Annotated in this window: 19 protein-coding genes; 5 read left to right on the top strand and 14 right to left on the bottom strand. The window is 66.6% G+C overall.

Annotated features, from left to right (window positions below; all coding sequences use genetic code 11):
• Positions 1–274: 274 nt before the first annotated feature.
• Both ACVCMI_RS14985 and ACVCMI_RS14980 read left to right on the top strand, forming a co-directional pair.
• Complete coding sequence (locus ACVCMI_RS14985; protein ID WP_395119919.1) at positions 275–1,288, top strand: LacI family DNA-binding transcriptional regulator; 1,014 nt, start codon at positions 275–277, stop codon at positions 1,286–1,288.
• A 114-nt stretch (positions 1,289–1,402) separates the two neighbouring features.
• Complete coding sequence (locus ACVCMI_RS14980; protein ID WP_447098288.1) at positions 1,403–3,961, top strand: glycoside hydrolase family 3 N-terminal domain-containing protein; 2,559 nt, start codon at positions 1,403–1,405, stop codon at positions 3,959–3,961.
• A gap of 280 nt (positions 3,962–4,241) precedes the next feature.
• Here ACVCMI_RS14980 and ACVCMI_RS14975 read toward each other — a convergent pair whose 3' ends face one another.
• Both ACVCMI_RS14975 and ACVCMI_RS14970 read right to left on the bottom strand, forming a co-directional pair.
• Entirely contained in the window at positions 4,242–5,606 is a 1,365-nt protein-coding gene (locus ACVCMI_RS14975) for a hypothetical protein (RefSeq protein WP_447098289.1), read from the bottom strand.
• Positions 5,607–6,243: 637 nt separating this feature from the next.
• Entirely contained in the window at positions 6,244–8,664 is a 2,421-nt protein-coding gene (locus tag ACVCMI_RS14970; RefSeq protein WP_447098290.1) for a TonB-dependent receptor, read from the bottom strand.
• Positions 8,665–8,805: 141 nt separating this feature from the next.
• Here ACVCMI_RS14970 and ACVCMI_RS14965 point away from each other — a divergent pair, with 141 nt between their 5' ends.
• Positions 8,806–10,398 (top strand): tryptophan halogenase family protein, encoded by a 1,593-nt coding sequence (locus ACVCMI_RS14965; RefSeq protein ID WP_447098291.1) that lies wholly within the window; start codon positions 8,806–8,808, stop codon positions 10,396–10,398.
• A gap of 37 nt (positions 10,399–10,435) precedes the next feature.
• Here the strand turns inward: ACVCMI_RS14965 and ACVCMI_RS14960 are convergent, their stop codons facing one another.
• The 6 genes from ACVCMI_RS14960 to ACVCMI_RS14935 all read right to left on the bottom strand — a co-directional run bounded on the left by ACVCMI_RS14960 (position 10,436) and on the right by ACVCMI_RS14935 (position 15,215).
• Positions 10,436–11,983: a GH39 family glycosyl hydrolase gene (locus ACVCMI_RS14960; RefSeq protein WP_447098292.1), complete on the bottom strand. Its 1,548-nt coding sequence runs from the start codon at positions 11,981–11,983 to the stop codon at positions 10,436–10,438.
• A 140-nt stretch (positions 11,984–12,123) separates the two neighbouring features.
• Positions 12,124–12,549 carry a cupin domain-containing protein gene (locus ACVCMI_RS14955; protein WP_447098293.1) on the bottom strand — a complete coding sequence of 142 codons (426 nt, stop codon included), beginning with the start codon at positions 12,547–12,549 and terminating at the stop codon, positions 12,124–12,126.
• Between the two features lie 26 nt (positions 12,550–12,575).
• Positions 12,576–13,307 (bottom strand): ion channel, encoded by a 732-nt coding sequence (locus tag ACVCMI_RS14950; RefSeq protein WP_447098294.1) that lies wholly within the window; start codon positions 13,305–13,307, stop codon positions 12,576–12,578.
• Between the two features lie 155 nt (positions 13,308–13,462).
• Positions 13,463–13,864 carry a VOC family protein gene (locus tag ACVCMI_RS14945; protein WP_136257895.1) on the bottom strand — a complete coding sequence of 134 codons (402 nt, stop codon included), beginning with the start codon at positions 13,862–13,864 and terminating at the stop codon, positions 13,463–13,465.
• Between the two features lie 131 nt (positions 13,865–13,995).
• Positions 13,996–14,727 (bottom strand): anti-sigma factor family protein, encoded by a 732-nt coding sequence (locus ACVCMI_RS14940; protein WP_447098295.1) that lies wholly within the window; start codon positions 14,725–14,727, stop codon positions 13,996–13,998.
• Positions 14,724–15,215 (bottom strand): RNA polymerase sigma factor, encoded by a 492-nt coding sequence (locus ACVCMI_RS14935; protein WP_136257897.1) that lies wholly within the window; start codon positions 15,213–15,215, stop codon positions 14,724–14,726. The genes ACVCMI_RS14940 and ACVCMI_RS14935 overlap by 4 nt, the downstream gene beginning before the upstream one ends.
• Before the next feature lie 121 nt (positions 15,216–15,336).
• Between ACVCMI_RS14935 and ACVCMI_RS14930 the strand changes: the two genes are divergently transcribed.
• Entirely contained in the window at positions 15,337–16,578 is a 1,242-nt protein-coding gene (locus ACVCMI_RS14930) for a S8 family serine peptidase (protein WP_447098296.1), read from the top strand.
• A 106-nt stretch (positions 16,579–16,684) separates the two neighbouring features.
• Positions 16,685–17,680 (top strand): hypothetical protein, encoded by a 996-nt coding sequence (locus ACVCMI_RS14925; RefSeq protein WP_447098297.1) that lies wholly within the window; start codon positions 16,685–16,687, stop codon positions 17,678–17,680.
• A gap of 294 nt (positions 17,681–17,974) precedes the next feature.
• Here the strand turns inward: ACVCMI_RS14925 and ACVCMI_RS14920 are convergent, their stop codons facing one another.
• The 6 genes from ACVCMI_RS14920 to ACVCMI_RS14895 all read right to left on the bottom strand — a co-directional run bounded on the left by ACVCMI_RS14920 (position 17,975) and on the right by ACVCMI_RS14895 (position 23,078).
• The gene (locus tag ACVCMI_RS14920; RefSeq protein ID WP_395119908.1) at positions 17,975–18,319 is read right to left on the bottom strand and encodes an antibiotic biosynthesis monooxygenase; all 345 of its coding nucleotides are present in this window, start codon (positions 18,317–18,319) and stop codon (positions 17,975–17,977) included.
• Positions 18,320–18,610: 291 nt separating this feature from the next.
• Positions 18,611–19,123 (bottom strand): hypothetical protein, encoded by a 513-nt coding sequence (locus ACVCMI_RS14915; RefSeq protein WP_447098298.1) that lies wholly within the window; start codon positions 19,121–19,123, stop codon positions 18,611–18,613.
• 54 nt (positions 19,124–19,177) lie between these two features.
• A complete protein-coding gene (locus tag ACVCMI_RS14910) occupies positions 19,178–19,558 on the bottom strand; it encodes a hypothetical protein (RefSeq protein WP_447098299.1) in 381 nt (126 codons plus the stop codon).
• A 67-nt stretch (positions 19,559–19,625) separates the two neighbouring features.
• Entirely contained in the window at positions 19,626–19,970 is a 345-nt protein-coding gene (locus ACVCMI_RS14905) for a hypothetical protein (RefSeq protein WP_447098300.1), read from the bottom strand.
• A 66-nt stretch (positions 19,971–20,036) separates the two neighbouring features.
• Complete coding sequence (locus ACVCMI_RS14900; protein ID WP_447098301.1) at positions 20,037–20,285, bottom strand: hypothetical protein; 249 nt, start codon at positions 20,283–20,285, stop codon at positions 20,037–20,039.
• Between the two features lie 441 nt (positions 20,286–20,726).
• The gene (locus tag ACVCMI_RS14895; RefSeq protein ID WP_447098302.1) at positions 20,727–23,078 is read right to left on the bottom strand and encodes a glycoside hydrolase family 31 protein; all 2,352 of its coding nucleotides are present in this window, start codon (positions 23,076–23,078) and stop codon (positions 20,727–20,729) included.
• Between the last annotated feature and the right edge of the window lie 8 nt (positions 23,079–23,086).

The following is a 23,086-nucleotide window of genomic DNA, read 5'->3' as shown; positions in this document are numbered from 1 at the left end:
CATGCGGCTCATGTGCTGGATTCTCCGACAGGTGTTATGTCACGGCCGCGCCCGGCCTGCACGTTGCGAGTGCAGCATCCACGGCACCCAACCGGCCCGGCCATCCGGCATGGTAGGCAGCCGCGCGCGCCGACGACTACCCGATGCATACGTATTCATGCCCTGGCCGCGCCGGGTCCGGGCGGCTGCCGACCGCCGGTCGCGGCGGTTCTTGTAAACGGGCCGGCGCTGACCGCATAGTTGAGCGCAGGCGCGGCAACACTTGGATCAAGGCATGCGGGTAAGGCTGGAAGACGTTGCACGCCGCGCGGGCGTTTCGCCCAAGACGGTGTCGCGCGTGCTCAACGACGAGGCCAACGTCAGCGACGCCACGCGCAAGCGCGTGACCGAGGCGATGGAGGCGATGGATTACCGGCCGCTGTCGTCGGCACGCAGCCTGGCCGGCAATCGTTCGTTCCTGGTGGCGATGCTGTACGACAACAACGACAATCCCGCCTCGACCTACCTGGCCGAGATCCAGGATGGCGTGCTCGAGGCCTGCGACGCGCACCGCTACAACATGATGGTGCGGCCGCTGCGCATGCGCGGCGAGGACTTCGTGCGCCGGCTCGATGCGGTGATCTCCGACCATCATCCCGACGGCATCGTGCTGACCCCGCCGATCACCGACTACGCACCGCTGCTCAAGCGCCTGCGCGAACGCCAGGTGCCGTTCGCCAGCGTGTCGCCGGTGTCGCGGGAGAACAACATCGGCGTGGCGATGGACGAGCAACTCGCCGCGCGCACGATGGTCGAGCACCTGCTGTCGCTTGGACACCGGCGGATCGCGCACGTCTCGGGTATTGCCGACCACGGCGCCAGCAGGTGGCGACTGGCCGGCTACCGCGAGGCGATGGCCGCCGCCGGCCTGGTCGAGGACCCGGCACTGGTGGTGCAGGGTGCCTTCACCTTCGCCTCGGGGGTGGCCGCGGCGCGGCAGTTGTTCGCGCTGAAGAAACGTCCGACCGCGGTGTTCGCGGCCAATGACGACATGGCCAGCGGCGTGATGTGGGTGGCCAACGAGCGGGGCATGAAGGTGCCGCAGGACATTTCCGTGTGCGGCTTCGACGACATCCCGCTGGCCAGCCAGCTGTGGCCGGCACTGACCACGATTCGCCAGCCCAGCCGCGAGATGGGCAAGGTCGCCGCCCTGCAATTGCTGGAAGTATTGCGCGGTCGCGGACCAGGGCGGCTGGTGGAGATGCCGTTCTCGCTGGAAGTCCGCGACTCGACCGCCAGCCCCGCCTGAATTGGCCGCCGCGAGCCCGCTCCGCGGCGATGTTGCCCTGCAAATTGACAGCGCTGTCAATTGTGTCACGCTGCGGCTTCCGCGCCTTGCGCGCGAGCCAGCCTGGAGCCTCACGTGCCACAGTCCTTTCGCCCGATCCGGGGCCTGTCCTGCCGTCTTGTGGTCGTTTCGATCGCTGGCACCTTGCTCGTTGCCGTGCCGGCCCATGCCGTCAGCCCCTCGACCACCGTGCATCCGCAGCTGTGGCCCAGGGTGAGCTCGCCGTTGCCGGCCGACCCCGCGCTGGACGCACGGGTGAAGGCGTTGCTGGATCGCATGTCGGTGGAGGACAAGGTCGGCCAGATGATCCAGGCCGACATCAAGTACGTGACGCCGGAGGACGTGCGCCAGTACCGCCTCGGCTCGATCCTGGCCGGCGGCAATTCCGGCCCCGACGGTGGCGAGTACGGCACCGCGGCGCAGTGGAAGAAGCTGGCCGACGCGTTCCATCGCGCCTCGCTGGAGCGCTCCGACGGGCGCCCCGCGATCCCCGTGCTGTTCGGCATCGACGCCGTGCACGGTCACAACAACCTGGTCGGCAGCACGCTGTTTCCGCAGAACGTGGGCCTGGGCGCCACGCGCGATCCCGAACTGCTGCGCGACATCGGCAAGGTCACCGCGCGGGAGCTGCGCGCCAGCGGCATCAACTGGACCTTCGCCCCCACCCTGACCGTGCCGCGCGACAGTCGCTGGGGCCGCGCCTACGAGGGCTATTCGGAAAACCCGACACTGGTGGCGGCATACGCCTCGCAGATCGTGACCGGGCTGGAGGGCGCGGTCGGCACGCCGCAGTTCCTCGATGCGAATCACGTGATCGCCACCGCCAAGCATTTCATTGGCGACGGCGGCACCAGGGACGGCAAGGACCAGGGCGACGCGGAAGTCAGCGAGGCGGTGCTGCGCGACGTGCATGGCGCGGGCTATCCGCCGGCCATCCGCGCCGGCGTGCAGGTGGTGATGGTGTCCTTCTCCAGCTGGAACGGGGTGAAGATGGCCGGCAACAAGGCGCTGATCACCGACGTGCTGAAAAAGCGCATGGGTTTCGACGGCATCGTGCTGGGCGACTGGAACGCGCATGGCCAGGTGCCCGGCTGCACCAACGAGGATTGCGCCGCCGCCTACAACGCCGGCCTGGACATGCTGGAGGCGCCCGATTCCTGGAAGGGGCTGTACCGCAACACGCTGGCCGAGGTGAAGTCCGGCGCGATCCCGATGAGCCGCGTGGACGACGCGGTCAGCCGCATCCTGCGGGTGAAGATGCGCCTGGGCATGTTCAAGCAAGGCTTGCCCAGCCAAAATCCGCTGGCCCGCTCATCGGCGCAGGTGATCGGCAGCGCCGCGCATCGGGCCGTGGCGCGGCGCGCCGTGCGCGAGTCGCTGGTGCTGCTGAAGAACAACCACGCCCTGCTGCCGCTGGACCCGCGCAAGCGCATCCTGGTCGCCGGCGATGGCGCGGACAACATCTCCAAGCAGAACGGTGGCTGGACCCTGACCTGGCAAGGCACCGGCCTCACCAACGCGAACTTCCCCGGCGCGACCTCGATCTGGGCCGGCATCGATGCGCAGGTGCGTGCCGCGGGCGGCACGGCGGTGCTGTCGGTCGACGGCAGTTACAGGCAGAAGCCCGACGCCGCCATCGTGGTGTTCGGCGAGGATCCCTATGCCGAGTTCCAGGGCGACCTGCCCAACCTTGCCTACAAGCCCGGAAACGATCACGACCTCGACCTGCTGCGCCGCCTGCATGATCGGGGCGTTCCGGTGGTGGCCCTGTTCATCACCGGCCGGCCGTTGTGGATGAATCGCGAGATCAACGCCTCCGATGCTTTCGTGGTGGCATGGCTGCCCGGCAGCGAGGGCGAGGGCATCGCCGACGTGCTGCTGCGCAAGCGCGACGGCTCGATCGACTACGACTTCCACGGCAAGCTGCCCTATTCGTGGCCGCGCACGGCGATCCAGACACCGCTCAACGTGGGACAGCCGGATTACCACCCGCAATTCCCCTATGGCTATGGCCTGAGCTATGCCGATCACCGCGAGCTGGGCACCTTGCCGGAGCAGGCCGGCGTGGCGCTGGATGACGAGCGCGCCGGGGTGTACTTCGTGCGCGGCCAGGCGGCGCACGGTTTCGCCTTGCAACTGACGGCCGCCAACGGCGAAAGCGACACCGTATCGTCGGCGCCTGCCGCCACCGGCGACGGCAGCCTGCAAGTGGCCGCCCTCGACTACAAGGCGCAGGAAGACGCGCGACGCTTGAGCTGGTCCGCTGCCGGCACGGCGACCGCCGCGCTGGCGAGCAGCTCGCCGCTGGACCTGGATCGCCAGACCAACGGCGACGTGATGCTGGTGGCCACCCTGCGCATCGATGCGCTGTCGCCCCGCGGCACGACCCTCGGCGTCGCCTGCGGCAAGGGCTGCGGCGCCGGGGTTTCGATCGGCTCCCAACTCGCGGCGCTGCCGCGCGGGCAGTGGCTGCGTGTGGGCATTCCGCTGAAGTGCTTCCGCGATGCGGGCGCCGACATGAGCAAGCTGGATCGGCCATTCGAGTGGACCAGCAGCCGTGGCGAAAGCATTGTCCTCACCGAAGTGTCGCTGGGCACCGTGGCAGACAGGACGCTGGCCTGCAAGGCGCATTGAGAGGCGCGACTCTCGACGTCGAAAGCCCTCCCAACACGACAACATGGCGAAGGCAGCGCGAGGGCAGGGACGCCCGAATTGAGGCAACGCAGGAGCGGTGGCCCGACGCCCGAACCGAGGCAATGCCCGAAACACTTGACCGATGGCCGCACCCGGATCGGGCACGGTGCCCCTTAACCAGGATGCATCCAAACCGTCCGAAGGATGCGAGAGAGGCCGTGGCGGGCGAACGCTTGCGTTGATTCGAAAAATATTGACTTTGAGAACAACAGCGGGAACCTCACCGCGAATTTTTGAGTGGGTTCCTATGGCTGCGTGCTTGAGTCTCTACTGGCTCCAGCGTCTCTCCTTCTTGGTCTACTTGTAGACGCCACACCAATTTGCCTGTGCCAGTTTGGGAAGTCAGGCGATAGGTGTTCGGTCGGAGATACAAAATGGGTTTCTCGCCTTCCAATACAAAAAGACGATCAGCCGGAACGGCGTCCGCCGATTCCAAAATGTAGGTGGCCGATACCAGGCATGGCGCTAGCCCATTGCACACCGAGCCAGGCAGCGTGACCTTCCGCCGGAATCCGTTCAGTGATAGCCAGCTCGTCCTTGCGCCGCGCTGATTGTTCATCAGATTGAGAACCGTCACGTCCGTGCCTTTTTTATAGGCCCAATACTCCGAATTTGACGATCTGCTCATGAAAACAAATGGATATGATTTCGACCACGTGGTGCCTTCACATCCACCCCAACCATCTATCTGGTCAACGGAGGTAATTTTGTAATTTCCCATGGTTCTCAATCTGTCCGCCATCCAGCCACCGGTCTTCCAGATGTGGGAATAACCAGCTATGACGAGCAGTCGCTCATGTGGATGTTCGTCCAAGAAAGCCTTCAGGTTTCGAGCCTCCTTCTCTTCGCGATCGTCCCGCGACGAGAAGTTCCTTGGATCGTACGCAACCAAATTGAATCCAAGTTGGATCGAATGCCGGATGAGTTCGCCAAAAACCGGTTCGCGCAGATAGAACCCGGCCTGATTGGAGTCGAGCGGATAACCCCGCGTAACCAGATCTCTGTCATCGAGGGGTAAAACTGAAGCTCCTGCGACCCACCCCGGCATGTCTTTCGGGCCCGCCAAAGCCTCGAAAGCGACGTTCCGGAAGCCCGCCTTGCGCAGTATTGGAAGCATTCGGAGGATGAGTGCGCGCGTCCCAATCTCCGAGTGCGATTCGTTGATCATGAGCACCCGGGAATCGAGCGCGACGCTGGTGATAGCCTCCTTCAACGGAACAGACCGGTACCCGTCAATTGGGCAACTACGCGGTTTCGTTGCCCCGGGGAAGGATTCCCGGAAGTGGATATCTGCATCCTCATAACGGCCGTTCATTGCATCGTACATCGATAGCATCTGAGCGGCGTAATTGCGGTGCGGAGGATCGATCTCTGCATATAGATGGCGCAGAGCCATATACGTCTCGAAATTGTCGGCGGCCCCGCGAGTGAAGGCCTTCAATGAGTCATTGAATCTCTGGAAGGGAGGAGGGGCTGCGGCAGCGCCAAAACTGGCTACACACAGGAAAGCCGTCGCATAAATCGCTCTTGCGAGTGCCAGCACTCCGTCTCGATGCGTCGCGCATTTGTTATTGCGGTATGTCATGTTTTCGCTTCTCACGGTATCCGCAGACCGCTCCAAGGCGGAATCGCCCAGCAGCCGCGACAGGGCGGGCAAGATGGCCTCGCGGGCGGCACAGGGGCCAGCGCATATCTTTCATCCGGCACGTGAGATTGGTACTTCTGACGCTACGGCGCGAACAGGGACTCGCATCGGGACCCCCTTGATGAGAGCGTTCGCAAGCGCTGGCAAAGTTGTGGCATCCGACACCTGGTCCAGCCACCCGTGCGCCCTGTTGATTGCATTCCATGAATCACGATAGCCCTTGCTTGTCGACGATGAAAGTTGGGCCGACCAGCAAGTATCGCGGCATTGGAAGCCGCGATCACCTTGCAACATGTAGCGGGCGATCGCTTGCGACAGTTCCAGGACCGCGCCCGGCGTGCCGTCGATAGGGCCGGCCGACGCGCTCAATCGTGCGCTCGGGCAAGAAGCGGGCCGCATCCACATCGGCCACGGTCAGAGGAGGCAGTAGAGCTACGCTGGCTTCCATGCACTCGCATGAGGTCGCTCAGGCTGGATCACTTCGCGTTTGCAGCCGGCAAAAAAGGATGCCCCGTTGCCGGGGCATCCAGTGGCGACCGCAGGGGAGGGGCCTGTCGCCGGTGAAACGAATGGCTCCTTAGAACCAGAACCCGAACTGCACGCCGTAGGTGCGCGGCGGCAGGTACTGGGAGGTGAACGCCACGCTGCCGTCGGCGAGCAGGGTGCTGCCTGCCGCGTTGCTCTTCACCTTGCCGTCGGTGACATTCTGCACGTAGGCGTTGATGTACCACTTGTCGCCGGGCTCGGTGTAACGCAGCGAGAGATCGCCGCGCGCGTAGGCCTTCTGCTTGTCGCCTGCGCCGAAGTTGAACCAGCTGAGCCACTGGGCGCTCTGGTACTGCGCGCTGATCCGCGGCGTCAGGCGGCCGCCGCTGCCCAGCACGAAGTCGTGCTCGTAGATGGCGGTGAGCGACACGTTGGGGGCGTGCGGCAGGTCGTTGCCGGAAATGTCCATGCAGTTGTTGCTGATGGTCGACTCCGGCGGGCAGATCGTCGGCACGTAGTAGTCGTTGCTGGCGGCGTACTTCTCCGTGCCCAGCTTCTTCTCGGGGATCACCGACAGCACGAGGTTGGCGCGGTCGTTGGTCGACTGCCAGGCCAGCTCCGATTCGAAGCCGGCCACCTTGGTCTTGCCGCCGACGTTGGAGAAGCCGAGCCCGTGCGAACCATCGGGATAGGTGACCGGTGCCGACAACTGGTAGTTCTTGAACACTTCGTAATACGCGGCGCTGTTCCAGGTCAGGTGGCCGTCGAGGAACGCGAGCTTGGCGCCGATCTCGTAGTTGGTCAGCGTCTCGGGCTGGTACAGGGCACCGCCGTCCTGGGTGCCGCCGGATTTGTAGCCGGTCGATACGCTCGCGTAGATCATGCTGTTGGCGCCGACGTCATGGTTGATGCGCAGCAGCCAGGTGGGCTTGCTCTTGCTGTAGGTGGCGTCGTTGTGCTGGCTGATGGCGAAGCCGACATCGCCGGGCTGCTGGCCGGGCGAGATGGGCTGCTGCGGGTAGGCCGGGTCGTAGGCCCAGCCCCAGTTGACGCCGCCGCGGTTCTCGCGCTTGTCGTGCGACCAGCGCGCGCCGCCGGTGAGGTGCCAGCTGTCGCTCATGTTCCAGGTGGCCTGGGCGAAGGCGGCGGTGGCGGTGACCCGTTCCTCCGGCTGGATGAAGGAACCCTGCCAGCTGACGGTGCCCTGCTGGGTGCCGTTCATGATCGGGATGTCGAAGCGGATGTTGTTGTTCTCGTGCTCGTAGTACGCGCCGAGAATCCAGTCCAGCGTGTTGTCGCCGCGGGACTTGAGGTTGAACTCGTGGCTGGAGCTGAGATAGTTGGAATGGTTGGTGCGGTCTTCCTGGTACACGCCGTTGGTGGTGAAACTGGTCGGCACGTTGACGCCGCCGTCCTGGTCGAAGTCGCTCTTGCCCGAGTAGCGGTTGAAGCCCGCCACGTAGGTCAGTTCGAGGTTGTCGTTGATGACCCAGTCCATCCGGCTGCGTACCGAGTGCGAGCTGCGGTCCAGGTACGGCGCCACGTCGATCAGCGCGGACCAGAAATCCTGCCCCGCACGCGGATGCTGCATCAGGTTCATGCCCGGCGTGCCGCGATCCTTGAAGTACTCGTACGACAGATCCCACAGGAAGCTGTCGCTGGGCCGCCAGCGGGCGCTCACGCGCGCGGCGGACTGGTCCTGGGAGTTGTACTTCGGGCCCTTCTGCACGAACAGGTTGGTGTCGATCGGCCGGAAGTTGGCCGGATCGCCGCCGGAGGCGAGATAGTTGGCCTGCTGCTGCGCCAGCGTCGGGATCTGCCCCACCGGGTTCTGGTAGTCGACGTAGCCATCGTGCTGTTCGTGCACGGCGGCCACGCGCACCGCGAAGGTGTTGCTGATCGGCAGGTTCACCGCCGCGCGCACGCCGCTCTGGTTGTAGTTGCCCAGCCCGATGCTGCCGTTGCCGTAGAAACCGCCATCGATGTCGGGCTTGACGGTGTTGAAGCTGATCGCGCCGGCGGTGGAGTTGCGGCCCCACAACGTGCCCTGCGGGCCGCGCAGCACTTCCACGCTGTCCATGTCCAGCAGCAGGCTCGCGGCGGCCTCGGCACGCGGGGTGTACACGCCGTCGACGAAGGTGGCGACCTCCGGATCGGCATACTCGGTCTTGGCGCTGTCGTTGCCGATGCCGCGCAAGGTCAGCGTGACCACGCCGTGGTCGCCCTGCGAGGTGCCTTGCAGACCGGGCACCAGCTTGGTCAGGTCCTGCACGGTCATCACACGCTCTTTGTCGAGCGTGTCGCCGCCGATCGCGGTGATGGCGATCGGGGTTTTCTGCAGCGGCGTCTCGCGCTTGGTCGCGGTGACCTGGACGGCATCCAGGTTCTTGACCTTGCTGGCGGAGGGAGCTTTCTCCGTCGGCTGGCTTGCCTGCTGGCCTGCCGCGTGGACCGCGGCCGATGCAAATACAGCGGTCACGGCGATGTACAGCGCGGAATAGCGAAGTTTCATGGTCTCCCTCTCCCCAATATCGTGAGCTTGCGGTAGGCTGATTGATAGCGCTGTCAACTTCAATATGACAGCGCTGTCAATTCGGATGCTACTGCGAATATCGCGAATTTGCTTGCTGCATGGCAGCAGGGGAGAAAATCCATGCCACGTCTCAAGAAGGTGCTGGTCGTCGGGGGTGGCACGGCCGGCTGGCTGGCCGCCTGCTACCTGGCCAAGGCGATGAACAGCACGGCGCCGGAGAGCGTCCAGGTGGAGCTGGTCGAGTCGCCGAACATCCGCCTGCTCGGCGTGGGCGAGGCGACCTTTCCCTCGATCCGGGGCACGCTGGCGGCGATCGGCCTGGACGAACGCCGGTTCCTGGTCGGCGCCACGGCGACGTTCAAGCAGGGCATCCAGTACGTCAACTGGGTGCGGCCGCCGGGCATGCCGGGAGCGGATCGTTTCTTCCATCCGTTCAACACGCCCAGCCGTCGGCCGGGCAGTCCCGAGCTGTTGCCTTACTGGTTGCTGGGCGCCGCCCCCGAAGGCACGCCGTTCGCCGAAGCGGTGACCATGCAGAGCCGGCTGGTCGATCACGGGCGCGCACCAAAGCACGCCTCCGATGCCGATTACCAGGCACCGATGAACCATGCCTACCATTTCGACGCGGCCGCCTTCGCCGCCACCCTGGCCGAGCACGGCCAAGGCCTGGGCGTGAAGCGCCATCTGGCGACGGTCGAACGCACGGAGCTGGACGAGCGGGGCAATATCGCGCGGGTGGTCACCACCGAGCTCGGTGCGCTCTCGGCCGACCTCTACGTGGATTGCACCGGCCTGCGCGGCAGCCTGATCGGCGGCGCCATGCGATCGGCGTTCCGCAGTCGCCGCGACGTGCTGTTCGTCGATCGCGCGGTGGCCTTGCAGGTGCCGTATCCGGCACCGGACACGCCGATCCTGCCGTATACCCGGGCCACGGCGCAGCCGGCGGGATGGGTCTGGGACATCGGCCTGCAGAAGCGCCGCGGCATCGGCCACGTCTATTCGTCCCGGCACATGGATGCCACGCAGGCCGAGGAGATCGCGCGCCGTTACGTCGGTGCGGCGGCCGATGCGCTCGAAGCCCAGCACCTGCAGTTCGAGACCGGCTATCGCCCGGAACACTGGCGCGGGAACTGCGTGGCGGTCGGGCTGGCCGGCGGCTTTGTGGAACCGCTGGAATCCACCGGCATCGCGCTGGTCGAGCTGGCGGTGTGCATGCTGACCCACCTGTTCCCGGCCGATCACGACGACATGGAGCGCACGGCACGGCGCTTCAACGAAATGATGGTGGCGCGCTACGAGCGCATCATCGACTTCATCAAGATGCATTACTGCCTGTCGCAACGGCGCGACTCGGCGTTCTGGATCGACAACGCCAACCCGGCCAGCATTCCGCAGACGCTGCGCGATCGCCTGCAACTGTGGCGGCGTCGCCCGCCGCACCGGCTGGACTTCGTCACCGACCTGGAAATGTTCATGCCGGCGAGCTGGCAGTACGTGCTCTATGGCATGGAGTTCAGGACCGACCTGGAGCACGCCCGCAGCGCCTACCCGCAGATGGACGAGGCGCGGCGCGAGTTCGCGATGATCCAGCAGGTGGCGGGGCGCGCGCTGCAGGATCTGCCGGATCACCGGGCGCTGGTGGAGCAGTTGTGCCGGCAACATGCGCAGCGAAATCCGGTTCGCACAAACGAACCGGTGGCAGTCGGCGGTTGACGCCTCCGGCGCGCGCGATGCGCGCCGGGCTCCGACCTCAGCGCAACTCGACCACCACCAGCCCCTGCGGCGGAATGTCGAGCTGCAGCTTGCCATCATGCAGTTCGACGCGCTGCGGCGGCGCCATCTCGCCGGCCTTGCGCAAGGCGGCGATCTGCGCGCGGCTGGGGAAGTCCGGGCGACCCATCTGGTCGAACGCGGCTACCGCGTTGCCGTGGTTTTCGTCCAGCCGCCACACGGTGGCATGGGCGCCGGCGGCGAGGTTGCGCACGTCGACGCTGAAATGCCTGTTCGTGCCCCGGGGCTTGCCGGGCGTGTAGCTGGCGGTGTCGCCCACTGGCGGGGCGTAGTTCCACAGTGCCAGCACCACGGTGCCGTCGTCGCGCCTGGTCACCAGGGCCGAGTCGGAGTCCGATTTCAGCTGGCGATCGCCCAGCTTGTGCAGCATCGCGAAGGCGTTGAATGCGGGCTTGGGGATGCGTCGCGCGGCGATCAGGCCGAAGCCGCCGTAGAACGGATTGCGCACGATGCCCTGTTCCTCGAACACGTCGGAGAACGACCAGTAGCTCATGATCTGGATCTTGCCGGCGCACTCGCGGATCGTGTTGGCCATCCACGGCCCCATGAACACGGTGTCGGTGACGTTGGGCAGGTTGGCGTAGCTGGCGTTGTACTCGCTGAACACCAGCGGCATCTGCGGGTAGGGCGAGGCGAGGATCTCCTTGTGCACCTTGTCCACCGTGCGGCAGACCATGTCGCGGCGCGGGATGTGCTCGTCGCTGTGGAACACGTTCTGCGCGGTGTCGTCGCCGTAGACGTGGGTGCTGAGGAAATCGACCGGCACGTTGTTCTTTTTCGTGTGCGCCAGGAAATCCGTGGCCCACGCGCCCTGTGCGGTGGCCGGCCCGCCGACGCGCAGGCGTGGGCTCACCGCCTTCAGCGCGCGGGCGGTGTGGTCGTACAGCGTGTAGTAGGTGGACTGCTTCGGTTCGCCGGCCCAGAAGCCGATGTTCGGCTCGTTCCACACCTCGAAGTACCAGCTGGCTACCTCGTCGATGCCGTAACGCGCGACCAGGTGGCGGGCGAAGGCGGTGATCATCGCGTCCCACTCGGCGTAGTTCTTCGGCGGCGCGCGGTTGGGGTGATACCAGAACTCCTGCAGCTCGTTCGGGTCGGAGGTCAGTGCCGGCGGCATGAAGCCCAGCTCGATGAAGGGCTTCACGCCGTGCTCGAGCAGGCCGTCGTAGATCTGGTCGATGTAGGAGAAGTTGTAGCGGATCGAGCCGTCCGGGTCGCGGTTCACCATGCCCACGTCGTGGTCGAAGATGCCGTGGAAGCGGATGTAGCTGAGGCCGGTAGCCTCGCGCACGGCGTCCAGGTCCTTGCGGTAATCGTCGCGCAGCGACAGCGAGGCGCGGCCGGAGCCGAACATGGTTTCCCAGAAGTGCGGGAACGGCGTGCCGGCGGCCTGCGCGTCGACGCGGATCTGCACGGTGGCCGGCGTGGCCGCGAGGGCGGAGCCAACCAGCAAGGCGCTGGCGCACAGGCCGAGCAGGAAATGGCGGAAGGCGGCCGGGAGGCGCATCGGGGGATTCCTCGTCGTCAGCGGAGCTTGGGTCGGTGGGGTCGGGCGCGCGCGATGTAAACGTTTACGTGCCGACTGCCGCAGTATCTTGCAGTCGGCGTGCGACGTCCAGTGAGCCCCGTCCGCCCGGCCGGCGCGAGTCAACCGGACCGGGCGTCGCCCAGCGGGTTGTCGGCAAACCAGGCCACCAGTTCGTGCATCTTCCGTTCGAAGCCAGCGGGCGTGTTGATGCACAGGAAACCGCATTCGGCGGCGTCGCGATTCTCGAAATCGTGCGGCGTGCCACCGGGGATCAGCACCCAGCTGCCGCGCGGCGCCGGCGCCCACTCGCCGTCGATGCAGACGCTGAGCGTGCCGGCGAGGACGTAATAGATGTGGTCGTCGTCATGGGCATGGCTGCCCGGCCCGCCGGTGCGCGGCTGCAGCCACCACTCCGACAGCGAGTAGCGCTCGGCAGTCTGCGCGCCATCGGCATGGAATACCGCGCGCATGCGGCCCATGTCGTAGCGGCGGCCCTGCGCCGGTCGCGTGATCAGCGGCTTGCGGGTGGCGTCTGGCGCGTTCATGCGAACCTCCTCATCCGGTCGAAAAATCACGATTCTCCGCGCTTGCCGCCCGCTGCCGACGGAGCGATGGTGAGCCCGATCAGCCGCGAGACCACCAGCGCGAGATACATCACGCCGACGAACATCTCCAGGCTGGCCACCGCGCGCGCATGCACCGTGATCGGGATGACATCGCCGATGCCGGTGCTCGACATCAGCGCGAAACTGAGAAACAGCAGCTCGGTCCAGGTGCGCGGCGCCTGCGGGTCGACCGCCGCGGAGAAACAGCCCGGCTGCAAGGTCTGGCACAACACGAACACATAGGTAAACGCCCACACCAGCAGGGTGAAGGTGGCCCCGGCGGCGAACAGCTCGTCGGTGGTGGCGCGCCGGTCGGCCAGCATGTACGCGATCAGGCAGCCGGCCGCGTAGAAGTAGAACAGCGCCTCCAGCGCCGCCCACCAGGGCCGCAGCGCCGGCAGCTCCAGCGTCAGGCCCATCACGTTCAATACCACTGCCGGCACCGCGATCGCCAGGCTCACCCAGCCGCGTCCGCGCGTGCGCTGCACCATCGCGATCGTCAGCAGCAACACCACCACACCGAACGCGCCGAACAACGCGCGCGCCGAATGCGTCTGCTCGATGAACGGATACAGCAGCAAGCCGGCCAGCTGCACCAGCAGGAGGATCGCCGAGGGATGGCGGATCACCGTGGCCACCCAGCGTGGCCGGGCGATGCGCGAAGTGTGGTGGTCGGAGGCGTTCGCGGTCTGGTTCATGCGTGCTCCTGCGTTTCAACGAAAGGAAGTTCGAACGCGGGAATTCGTCTTGATCTTGCGGGGCGCACCAGGGATTCCCGCGTTCGCTGGGATGACGTTACTGGGCCTTCCGGGCTCTCCGCGCGGCTCGGCACAAGACATCTTCTCGCCCGCTCTCACTCCTCCCGCCTGACGCGATGGCTCGCGCACAGCTTGTTGCCGTCGGGGTCGCGCACGTAGGCCAGGTACAGCGCGCCAAAGCCGCTTTCGCGCAGCCCGGGCGGCTGTTCGATCGAGGTGCCGCCGTGGGCCACGGCGGTGTCGTGGAACGCGCGCACCTGTTCGGGCGAGTTGCACTTGAAGCCGATCGTTCCGCCGTTGGCGAACGTTGCCGCGCCGCCGTCGATCGGCTCGCTCACGCAGAAGGTGTTGCCGTCGTGCCGATAGAACAGGCGGTCGTGGCCGGTGGCGGTCCGGTCGCGGTGCGGTTGGCCCGCTCCCAGCGTACCCAGCACGGCGTCATAGAAGCGCTTTGCCCGTTCGATGTCGTTCGAGCCGACCATCACGTGACTGAACATGGCGTATGTCTCCGCATTGGAAGGTGGCGGCCGGCCGACGGTCGGGCGCTGCCTAGCCTGCACGGCAGCGGACCGGCGATGCAAGACCGTCGACGGCCGCAGTCGCGCAGTCCGCGTGATGGGCTGCACGGTTACTGCCAGCCGGCGTCGCGCGCTGCGCGCTCCTGTTTCGCATCGAAGACTTCGCCGCGCAAGCGGGCGTCGATCGCGGCGCGCACCGCGCTCGGCAAGTCGCTGGCGGCCTGGCGCAGTTCGCCGTCGTCCCCGGGCGAGGGCGCCGCGGTGAGCACGGGCACGCTCCAGCCGCCGTCACCATGGCAGGCGAGCCCGGCGCGCGCCGGTGCACGATGCAGCACGAAGCTGCGGCAGATGTGCCCGTCGTTGCTGCGGAAACTCAGGCCGATCGCCACCTGCGCATCTGCTTCCGGTTCGCTTGCCAGCGCATGATTCAGCGCTTGCTCCAGCGGACCGGCGGCAAACGACTGGCCGCCGTGCATGCGCAGCATGTCGCCGCCGGCGCGCGGCCACCACAGGGCCACGGCCAGCAGTGCCACCGACGCGGCCAGCGCGGCGCCCACATACCAGCGCCGTGGTGCGCGGCGATGCATGGCGTGCGCATGACGTCCACCGGCGAGCGCCGGCGCGGCGGGCGGCTGCAGCAAGGCGGACAGCCGCGCCGGCACCGGCTCGTCGAGCACCGGGTCGAACGCGGCATGCAGTTGCGCGCGCACGGCACGCGCCTGCTGCACGCGGTGGGCGAGCACGGCGTCGTGCGCCAGCGCGGCGTCGACGCGCGCGGCCGCGTCGGCGTCGAGTTCGCCATCCACGTAAGCCTGCAAGGTGTCGTCGTCGATCGCGTTCATGCTTCTTTCCCAAGGTGGGCCTGCAAGGTGGCGCGGGCGCGAGCCAGGCGACTGGTGACGGTGCCCACCGGCACCTCCAGCAGCTCGGCGGCCTCGCCGTAGGACATGCCCTCGACCAGCACCAGGGCCACCACTTCGCGATGGTCCGGCGGCAGCGCCGCCAGCGCCATCGCCAGTTCCAGTTGCTGCGCCGGCTGCGCACTGGCGCGGTCGGCCGCCATCTCGCCGGCTTCCTCCGGCGCGAACAGATGCTGCGAACGGCCGCGCGCGCGCAGTTCGTCGCGCCAGGCATTGCGTGCGATCGCGAACACCCACCGATCCAGCGCGGCATCCGGCCGCCACTGCGCGGCACGAGCGAGCGCGCGCTCCAGCACGATCTGCACCAGGTCGTCGGCGTCGGCGGCCTGGCCGGCCAGCGCCCGCGCCAGCCGGCGCAGGCGCGGCAACAGCGGGATCAGTCCTTCGCGCACGGCGTCGCTCGAATTCACGCATCACCTTCCATTACGTCTGGAGGGGTGGATTCCATCCCTCGTGCGCGTCGGCGCGGTTCGAGGGCGTAAAGCGGACCCATGCTAGCATCCGGCCCCGTTGCTCCCGAGGCCGTTGGCCATGCCCATGCGCCGTCCGTCCGCCGTGTTCGTTTTGCTGCTGGCCATCGCCTCGATCGGCGTGGCGCCTGCGCAGGCGCAGGTGCTCGGCCCGGTGCAAGGATTGCCGAACGTGCAACTGCCCGGCGCGCGTCTGCCCGGCTTGGATCCCGTTGCGCCCTTGCACAGCGTCGACGACCTGCTGCGCGGCCCGCTCGCCCTCACGCGAAAAGTGCAGATCGACACGCTGCGGCGCAGGGAGCCTCGGCGCGTCGACATCGACCCGCACGGCGCGCCGGTCCTGCGCGGCGAATTCCTCGCCACCGGCCTGTCGACGGCGCAACGCGATGCCGCGCAGGCAGCCGGTTTCGTGGTGGATCGCGAAACGTCGGCGGATGCCACGCTGGGGCTGGACTTCGTGGTGCTGCACGACACCCGCGACCGCCGCACGTCCCGCGCCCTGCGCGCCCTGCAGCGAGCCGCGCCGGGTGCAGCGTTCACCTACCAGCACCTGTACCTGCCCGCCGGCGAGGGCGACGCGGCCCGCGTCGCGACGGCAGCGGCGCCGTCGTCCGTTGCGCCATCGCAACGCGTGGGGCTGATCGACGGCGGCGTCGATCCCGGCGATCCCGCGCTGGCGCACGCGCGCATCGAGCGGCACGGCTGCACCACGGCGAATCCGTCGCGGCACGGCACGGCGGTCGCCGCGCGCCTCGTCGCCGGCGACGCGGACACGCTGTATGCCGCCGACCTGTGGTGCGGCGATGCGGTCGGCGGCGCCACCTCGAAACTGGTGGACGCGCTGGCGTGGATGGCGCGCGAGCACGTGGCGGTGATCAACATCAGCCTGGTCGGTCCGGACAACCCGGTGCTCGCGCGTGCAGTGCAGGCGATGATCGCCCGCGGCCACGTGCTGGTCAGCGCCGTGGGCAACGACGGCCCCGCGGCGCCACCGCTGTATCCGGCGGCGTACCCGGACGTGATCGGCGTCAGCGGCGTCGACGCGCACGACCGTGTGCTGCCCGAAGCCGGCAGCGGCGAGCAGGTGGATTTCTGTGCGTCCGGCGTGGTCGGCAGCGGCCGCAACGCACTGCGCGGCACCTCGTTCGCGGCGCCGATCGTGGCGCGAAAAGCGGCGCGACTGCTGGAAGCCCCGCGCACCGGCGCCGCGGCCCAGGTGCAGCAGCAGCTGATCGGCGAAGCGCGCCCGCTCGGCGCCCGCGGTCGCGACCCGCGTTACGGTTACGGCCTGCTGTCGCCCTGAAACTGAACGCCGCCCAAGCGTCACTGGCCGGTACGGAAGGATTCCCCCGGCAGCGACGTACAGGACCTTGGAAGCCGCGGATCGTCCGCTGGCAGGAGGTCCTACCATGCGCAACACGACTCTCATCAACAAGACTGTCACCATCGGCCTGCTCGCCGGCACGCTTGCGCTCGCCACGGCGATACCGGTGCATGCCCAGGTGCTGGGCGGCGCGCTCGGTGGTGGCATCGGCGGTGGCTTGCGCGGTTCCATGCCGAGCACCATGGACCAGATCGGTGGTCGCATCGACGGCGCCGCCCGCGGCATGGGCAATCTCCATGCTCCCGACGTGAACCCCCGTGCCGCCGAACGTCGCGCGCCGCACCAGCGTGCCGCGGCAGCCGCCGATGCGGCCACCGGTGCCGCCGCGCAGGCCACTCGCCAGGTGAACGGCCAGGCGGGCGCGGGTGCGGCCGGCAGCCTCGCCGGCTCGGTCGCCGCCAACCCCGCCGGCAACGGCAACGCGGTATTGAATGGTGCAGGCGAACTGGGTTCTTCCGTGAATGGCGCCATCGACGCCAGCGGTCCGCGCCGGGCCGCCACAGATGCCGCCGGTCAGGCCGCCGGCTCGACGCGTTCAGCCGTCTCGACGGCCAAACGCGGAACCCGCAACGCGCTGGATCGCGTGCAGAGCGCCCCGGCGAACGCCGAAGCCGCGGCCAGCGCGGGCCTGGACAGCGCCGGGAGGGCGATCGCCAACGGCGCCCAGTCGGTCAGCGCGGACGGCTCGCTCGGCGCGGCTGCCGCAGGCAACGCGGCGCGGACCAGCCCGGTAACCACGGACGCCGCGCAACAGCCGTCGAATGACTCGACGCCCCCGTCGTCGGGCCTGCTACCCCAAGCAGCGGATGCCGCACGCCGCGCCGGCAATGCATCGCTTGACGTCTCCGGCTCCGGCGCCGCCCACGGCACCACCGACGCCAACGCCGGCCCGGCCGCCCAAAGCAACGGCTCGGCCAACGCCGGCGGCCACGCCAACGCCCACGGCTCGGCCCGCGGCGGCCTCTCCGCCTCGGCACAAGCCAACGGCGACGCCGGTGCCAGCGCGGATGCGCAGCACTGAGTCCGTAGTGCAACTTCCGCGGCCTGCCGCGAACCCTGTCCCGGGTTCGCCGCAGGCCGCGGTTCGCTCCCCGCCTTCATCGCGGCCCGCGCCGGGATGGCGAGAAGGCAGGCGGGCAGGAGGCAGCGGACGAGGATCGTCGCAGGGGTGAGAAAGAGTGCGCGATGCATCCAGTTGACACGCGAAAGGCGGCACCGGAGCCGCGCTTCGCGAACGTGCCGCGCAAACTGCAGCAAGAATCAGGCCCGCAGGAATCCCGCTGGCGTGCAGGCCGTCCATGGCTGCCGCGTCATTTCAGATGCCCTCGCGATGCAGTGCATCGAGGTAGTCGGCCCTTGTGTCGAGCGTGATCTCCGGAAGGCTCTCCGCGATGGCTGCCTTCATCCGGCGGCTGGCTTCCTCGTCGAGAGGACCGAGCGCAAAGATGTCGCGGCGCACCTGCGCGCTGGGCCACTGCGCATAGCTGTACCACAGGCCGTCGGAACCGCGATGCAGGCGAGAACCGAGCGAACCGCGCAACCGAAGCAACTCGGTGATACGGGACCAGCCTTGCACGAAGTCGTCCTCGGCGCCGGCATGCAGACGCCAGCGATACAGGACGATGAAGCAGTCGGTGGCAGCGGACGGTCTCGACGTCATTGCAGTCTCGGGCTGATGACTTGCGCGTGAGTTGAACCCGGCGCGAAGCTGGGCGAAGCACGCGATACGGCAAACCGGCACGAGCTGCCGGCCAACGCCTGAATTGAGCCGAGCCGCGAAGCGGCTTCGGCTTGAATGAATTTTTAGCCCGACATTCTTCAGGGTCGATCTTGGCCAATGCCGCCTCGCGCGAGCGAACCATCGAACGGTTCATTTGGTGATCACGCAAGGTCCCGCAACCGACGAGTCCGGTTAGAAGAACTGCGGCTGCGAGAATCTTCCACATGACCCCTAACGCTTGGGTTGAGCGGCGGCGTAGCCGTCCGCCCCGAATGGGTGGTTAGAACCCAACGCGCGACGCCAAACGAAGAAGAACGCCAGCGCACCCGCGAAGCCATGCAACCCGAAGAACACAACGCTTTGTGCGTAGCTGAGCCAGCCATACAAAGTCTTTTGACCGTTTACAACGAAGTCTACTGGTGTGCCGTACCAGTTACCTCCCGACGAAAATCCAGCGTACTCGGACCAACCATAGACGGCTACCGGGAGCGCAGCGACAACCAAACCAATTGTGCCGAGAGACCACCACGACAGGTACTTGAAGTGCCGAAGAAGCAGGAGCGAAGGAACGCCAACAACGACGACGAATGGCACGGCGAGAACCGCAGCAAACATAGGGATACCGAACAACTCGTTTGGAGAGACATGGCCGCCAGCTATTAGTACTGGCAAAAGGAACCACGCAAACAGAACGAAAGGCTGGATCGCAATTGCTGCAATGGTGGCGAGCAAGATGGCTTTCATTGGCTCTAACGCTGGAATTGAGCGGCGGCGAAGCCGTCCGCCGCGAATGAAATGTTAGATAGCTGGCGCACTGCGCTGCGCGCGCTTGGCAAGAGCCTGACCAACGAATACACCAATTACTACTGCCAGTGCGGACAACACAATGCCGAGCAGGTTGATTTGAGCAATAGCCAAGAAAGACGCCTGACCAGCCGGTGCGGCGATGAAGTAGAGGAGACAGACGACGAGAAGCCAGCCCACGAACCACAAGCCGAGCGCGGGAAAGACAAAACCCCGACGCGCTATGAAGGAACCGATTGTGGTTGCGAGGAAGCCCAGAACAATCGATTGCAGAAGGGGATTAAAGGTGAAGTTGGCCAAGGATATCAGCTCACCAGCTACGAGACCGAATACAGCCGCCGCGGCGAGGCCAGAAAGGATTCTCTTCGTGTCCATTGCGAACTCTCCTGTGCGATGACGCTGGAGTTAAGCGGCGGCGAAGCCGTCCGTCTTGAACGAGCTGTCAGACATAGGCCCAGACAGCCCACGTGCCTATTGGAACTAGCGCAAACAGCACCACGATGCCCAGACATCCAGAGCCCCGCCCTGACGAACCACGTACACCATAAGACTCGTGCTCTTGCGGCGAATGCGACTGGAGCCACTTGTGGTGGCAAGACTGACAGAAGAATTTTGTCTTGCCATTGCGCCATGCCTCTGCAGTGCGGTTGGTGTGAAGTGCCTGTACACCGCAGCGACCACACTTGAAGGACTTGGAGGGCGGCATGCGCTTTGGAATGAGCTTGCCGATGAAGCCGACCACGATCACCAAGGCGACGCCAATGCCCAATATGGCCTCAGTACTCATCAGACAGCATCCCTATGCCTAACGCTGAGTTGAGAGGCGGCGAATCCGTCCGCCTTGAACGAACGGTCAGGCATCGCTGCCGCGATCACCCTGCTGCATTTCTGGTGTGTCCTTGCAGATTGCGCAGTGCTGACCTCTACGAGATTGATAAAGTCTGCCCACCGTGAACATGATTGCCGTGATGGCGCCCCATATTGCAGCTTGAGTCACGGAGTAAGACAAATCATGGCCTTTGAGCATTTGCGCTGCGCCGATGATGACGAACGCGCCAACGAGAACGGTAAAAAAGCGCTTGATCCAGAATGCGGTACCCACCGAGATGCTCCCCATGAGGCCTAACCGCCAAGTAGACCCAACAAAGTGGGTGTTGCTCAGAGTATGCGGCGGTGCCCCTGCTCGCACAAGCAGACGATTCTCGCGTTGGAACAGGGGTTTGCGTGCATGGCAGGCGGGGCAGGGTGTGGGCATCTCCCGTTGTTGTCAGCGACTTTCGGGCCGGCATGAATTGCCGGAGCACGCATGACGGTGTAACGGCGGCGCAGAGTCTGCGCTTGGTCTGGCGGAAACTGTATGCCTTTCGTTCCGGCGCGTCGGTTCGCGGCTGCGACGGGGGTCGGGATGTTCCGAGGCGGTCCGAAGATGCCGCCGTCCCCGCGGAAGCAAAGCTCGATGGGTCGTGTTCCGGGGTGCCCGCCTGGCTGGTCCTTCGGCCGTTCGGGGGCGTGCTTCGTGGGCGTGGCCGGAGAAGTTGTGCGCTTATCGCCGGTCGTGCAGCGTGACCGTCGTTGTCTTGCCGGCGGGCAGGCGCACCCACGTCACCGGGCCGTAGCGATCCTTTCCGGTGGCCCAGCCTGCGGTGTCGGTGCGTTGCAGGGTTGCGGCGTCGGCTTGTGCGACCAGCGGCTTGCCGTCGACTTGCACGGCTTGTGCGGCGTGGCCGTGGATCTTCAGCAGCCAGGTGCGCAGGGCGGGGTGGAAGCTGCCTTCGGGGTTGCCGGTCCGGAAGATCACGGTGTCGCCGTGTTGCTGCAGGGACAGCGACTGGCGGAAGTACGCGCCGTGTTCGTAGGCGTAGGTGCTGCCGTCGTCGTCGTAGTAGTCGAAGCTGGTGCGCTGGTCGGTGGGGAAGGCGTCGAGCGAGACTTCGGTGACGGGTTTCTGGCCGACGTAGTCCTGCACCGCCTGGGTCGGGATGATGGCGCCTTCGCGCACGAACAGCGGGATGTCGCTCCAGTGGGTGGCGTCGATCGCCAGCGAGATGGTCTGGCCGCCCGTGTAGGCCTTGCCACTGAACCAGTCGAGCCAGTGGCCGGCCGGAAGATAGATGGATTTCTCGGTCTGGCCTCGCTCGACCACCGGCGACACCAGCAGGTAATCGCCGAACAGCCAGCTGTCGACGTCGTTGGCAACCTTCGGATCGTGCGGCCAGTCGAACAGCAGCGGACGCACCAGGCCGACGCCGTCGACGTGGCGGGCGTACTCGTAGCTGTAGATGTAGGGGATCAGCGCGTAGCGCAGGCGGATCGCCGCGGTGGCGGCTTTCTCGGCGACGGGGCCGTAGACCCAGGGCTGGCGTTTTTCGTCGAACGCGCCGTGCACGCGGAAGATCGGGGTGAACGCGCCGAACTGGATCCAGCGTGCGTAGTTCTCGTTCGACGGGTGGCCCTTGAAGCCGCCGCCGTCCATGCCCCATTGCATGGCGCCGACGTTGATCGCACTGAGCATGCGCGCGCGCTGGCCGGCCATGCTGGCGAAGCCGGTGTCGATGTCGCCCGACCAGAGGCCGTAGGCGTAGCGCTGCGAGCCAAGCCAGAAGTTGCGGTTGACCGACCACACGCGCAGCTTGCTCTGCGCGCGCTGTGCCTCATACAAGGCACGCTGCATGTTCATGAACTCGGTGTCGCTGCCGGTGGTGTCGGCCTCGTCGTTCCACCAGCCGACGATGCCTTGGTCGAAGCCGTACTTCATCGCCAGCTCGGCGAACCAGGTGCGCGCGGCGGGGATGTCGAAGTCGATGTTCTTCACCGGTTTGTGCGAGAAGTAGTCGTCGCTGACTTTCTCGCCCGGTACCCAGAAATCGTGCTCCGTCGCGTAACGTCCCTCCACCGTGTCGACATGGAGGCGCGGCTTCATGATGCCGGTGAGCTGGATGCCGCGCGCGTGCAGCTGTTTCGCCAGCGCGCCGCCGGGGCCGTCGGGGAACTTGGCGGGGTTCCAGCGGAACTCGCCGTAGTTGTCCTCGCCCCAGGCCTTCCAGTCGAAATCGAGGGTGAAGTTGTCGATCGGGATGTGCCTGGCGCGGTAGGTGTCGACGATCTGCAGGAGTTCCTTCTGGTCGATGCCCCACTGGCTGTTGGTGAAGCCCATCGCCCATTTCGGGAACAGCGGCGTGTGGCCGCTCAAGTCGGCGACCGCGGCGAAGATCGCCTTGGGCGCGCCGACGATCACGTAGACATCCAGCGGCGCCGCCTCGGGTGCGGCGATGTCGATGCTGGCGGGCGCCAGCGTGAAGTGGCCGCCGTCGATGTCGGCCAGCACGGCGTAGCCGGCGGTGCTCCACGCCAGCGGCGCGCCGGCCCAGCCCTGCTCGCCGGCCTTGGCCTCCAGCTTGCCCTGGCGCAGCATGCCGGCGCCGACATCGCTGGTGAAGGCGTCGTAGCCGCTGACGCCATACATCGGATCGCCGGCCGCGTGGCCGAGGCTGAGCTTGCCGTGCGCCAGCGCGCTGACGTCGGCGATGTGCAGCAGCACGTGGTCCTGCGCGTCGGCGATGGACAGGCTGTGCGCGGCGCGGTCGTAGCGCACGCGCACCTGCGGCGAGTCGAGCGTGAGCGCCGTGGTCGCTTCGCCGGCGCCGGTCGGCGCGGATGCGAGCGCGGGGTCGATCACCATCGAACGTGCCGGCGACTTGCCGTCGACGAGCGCGCTCAGGTGCACGACGTTGGCGGCGGGCAGGGTGATGCGCACACTGCCGGTGTCGGTGGGGATGTCGATGCGCTCACTCGTTGTCGAGGAGGTGGTGGGTGCCTTGGCCATGGCCGGGGCGGCTGGGGCGAGCGCGAGCAGCGTGGCGAAGATGCCGGCGAGCAGGGCGGACGATCGGGTCATGAGTGGGC

The organism is Rhodanobacter sp. UC4448_H15 (genome assembly GCF_052978265.1).
Note: the sequence above shows the minus strand (reverse complement) of the source record. Positions and strands in the feature narration are given on the sequence as shown.

Coding starts and splice junctions, on each gene's coding strand:
- ACVCMI_RS14985 (WP_395119919.1), top strand. CDS start 275: ATGCGGGTAAGGCTGGAAGACGTTGCACGCCGCGCGGGCGTTTCGCCC.
- ACVCMI_RS14975 (WP_447098289.1), bottom strand. CDS start 5,606: ATGACATACCGCAATAACAAATGCGCGACGCATCGAGACGGAGTGCTG.
- ACVCMI_RS14970 (WP_447098290.1), bottom strand. CDS start 8,664: ATGAAACTTCGCTATTCCGCGCTGTACATCGCCGTGACCGCTGTATTT.
- ACVCMI_RS14965 (WP_447098291.1), top strand. CDS start 8,806: ATGCCACGTCTCAAGAAGGTGCTGGTCGTCGGGGGTGGCACGGCCGGC.
- ACVCMI_RS14960 (WP_447098292.1), bottom strand. CDS start 11,983: ATGCGCCTCCCGGCCGCCTTCCGCCATTTCCTGCTCGGCCTGTGCGCC.
- ACVCMI_RS14955 (WP_447098293.1), bottom strand. CDS start 12,549: ATGAACGCGCCAGACGCCACCCGCAAGCCGCTGATCACGCGACCGGCG.
- ACVCMI_RS14950 (WP_447098294.1), bottom strand. CDS start 13,307: ATGAACCAGACCGCGAACGCCTCCGACCACCACACTTCGCGCATCGCC.
- ACVCMI_RS14945 (WP_136257895.1), bottom strand. CDS start 13,864: ATGTTCAGTCACGTGATGGTCGGCTCGAACGACATCGAACGGGCAAAG.
- ACVCMI_RS14940 (WP_447098295.1), bottom strand. CDS start 14,727: ATGAACGCGATCGACGACGACACCTTGCAGGCTTACGTGGATGGCGAA.
- ACVCMI_RS14930 (WP_447098296.1), top strand. CDS start 15,337: ATGCCCATGCGCCGTCCGTCCGCCGTGTTCGTTTTGCTGCTGGCCATC.
- ACVCMI_RS14925 (WP_447098297.1), top strand. CDS start 16,685: ATGCGCAACACGACTCTCATCAACAAGACTGTCACCATCGGCCTGCTC.
- ACVCMI_RS14920 (WP_395119908.1), bottom strand. CDS start 18,319: ATGACGTCGAGACCGTCCGCTGCCACCGACTGCTTCATCGTCCTGTAT.
- ACVCMI_RS14915 (WP_447098298.1), bottom strand. CDS start 19,123: ATGAAAGCCATCTTGCTCGCCACCATTGCAGCAATTGCGATCCAGCCT.
- ACVCMI_RS14910 (WP_447098299.1), bottom strand. CDS start 19,558: ATGGACACGAAGAGAATCCTTTCTGGCCTCGCCGCGGCGGCTGTATTC.
- ACVCMI_RS14905 (WP_447098300.1), bottom strand. CDS start 19,970: ATGAGTACTGAGGCCATATTGGGCATTGGCGTCGCCTTGGTGATCGTG.
- ACVCMI_RS14895 (WP_447098302.1), bottom strand. CDS start 23,078: ATGACCCGATCGTCCGCCCTGCTCGCCGGCATCTTCGCCACGCTGCTC.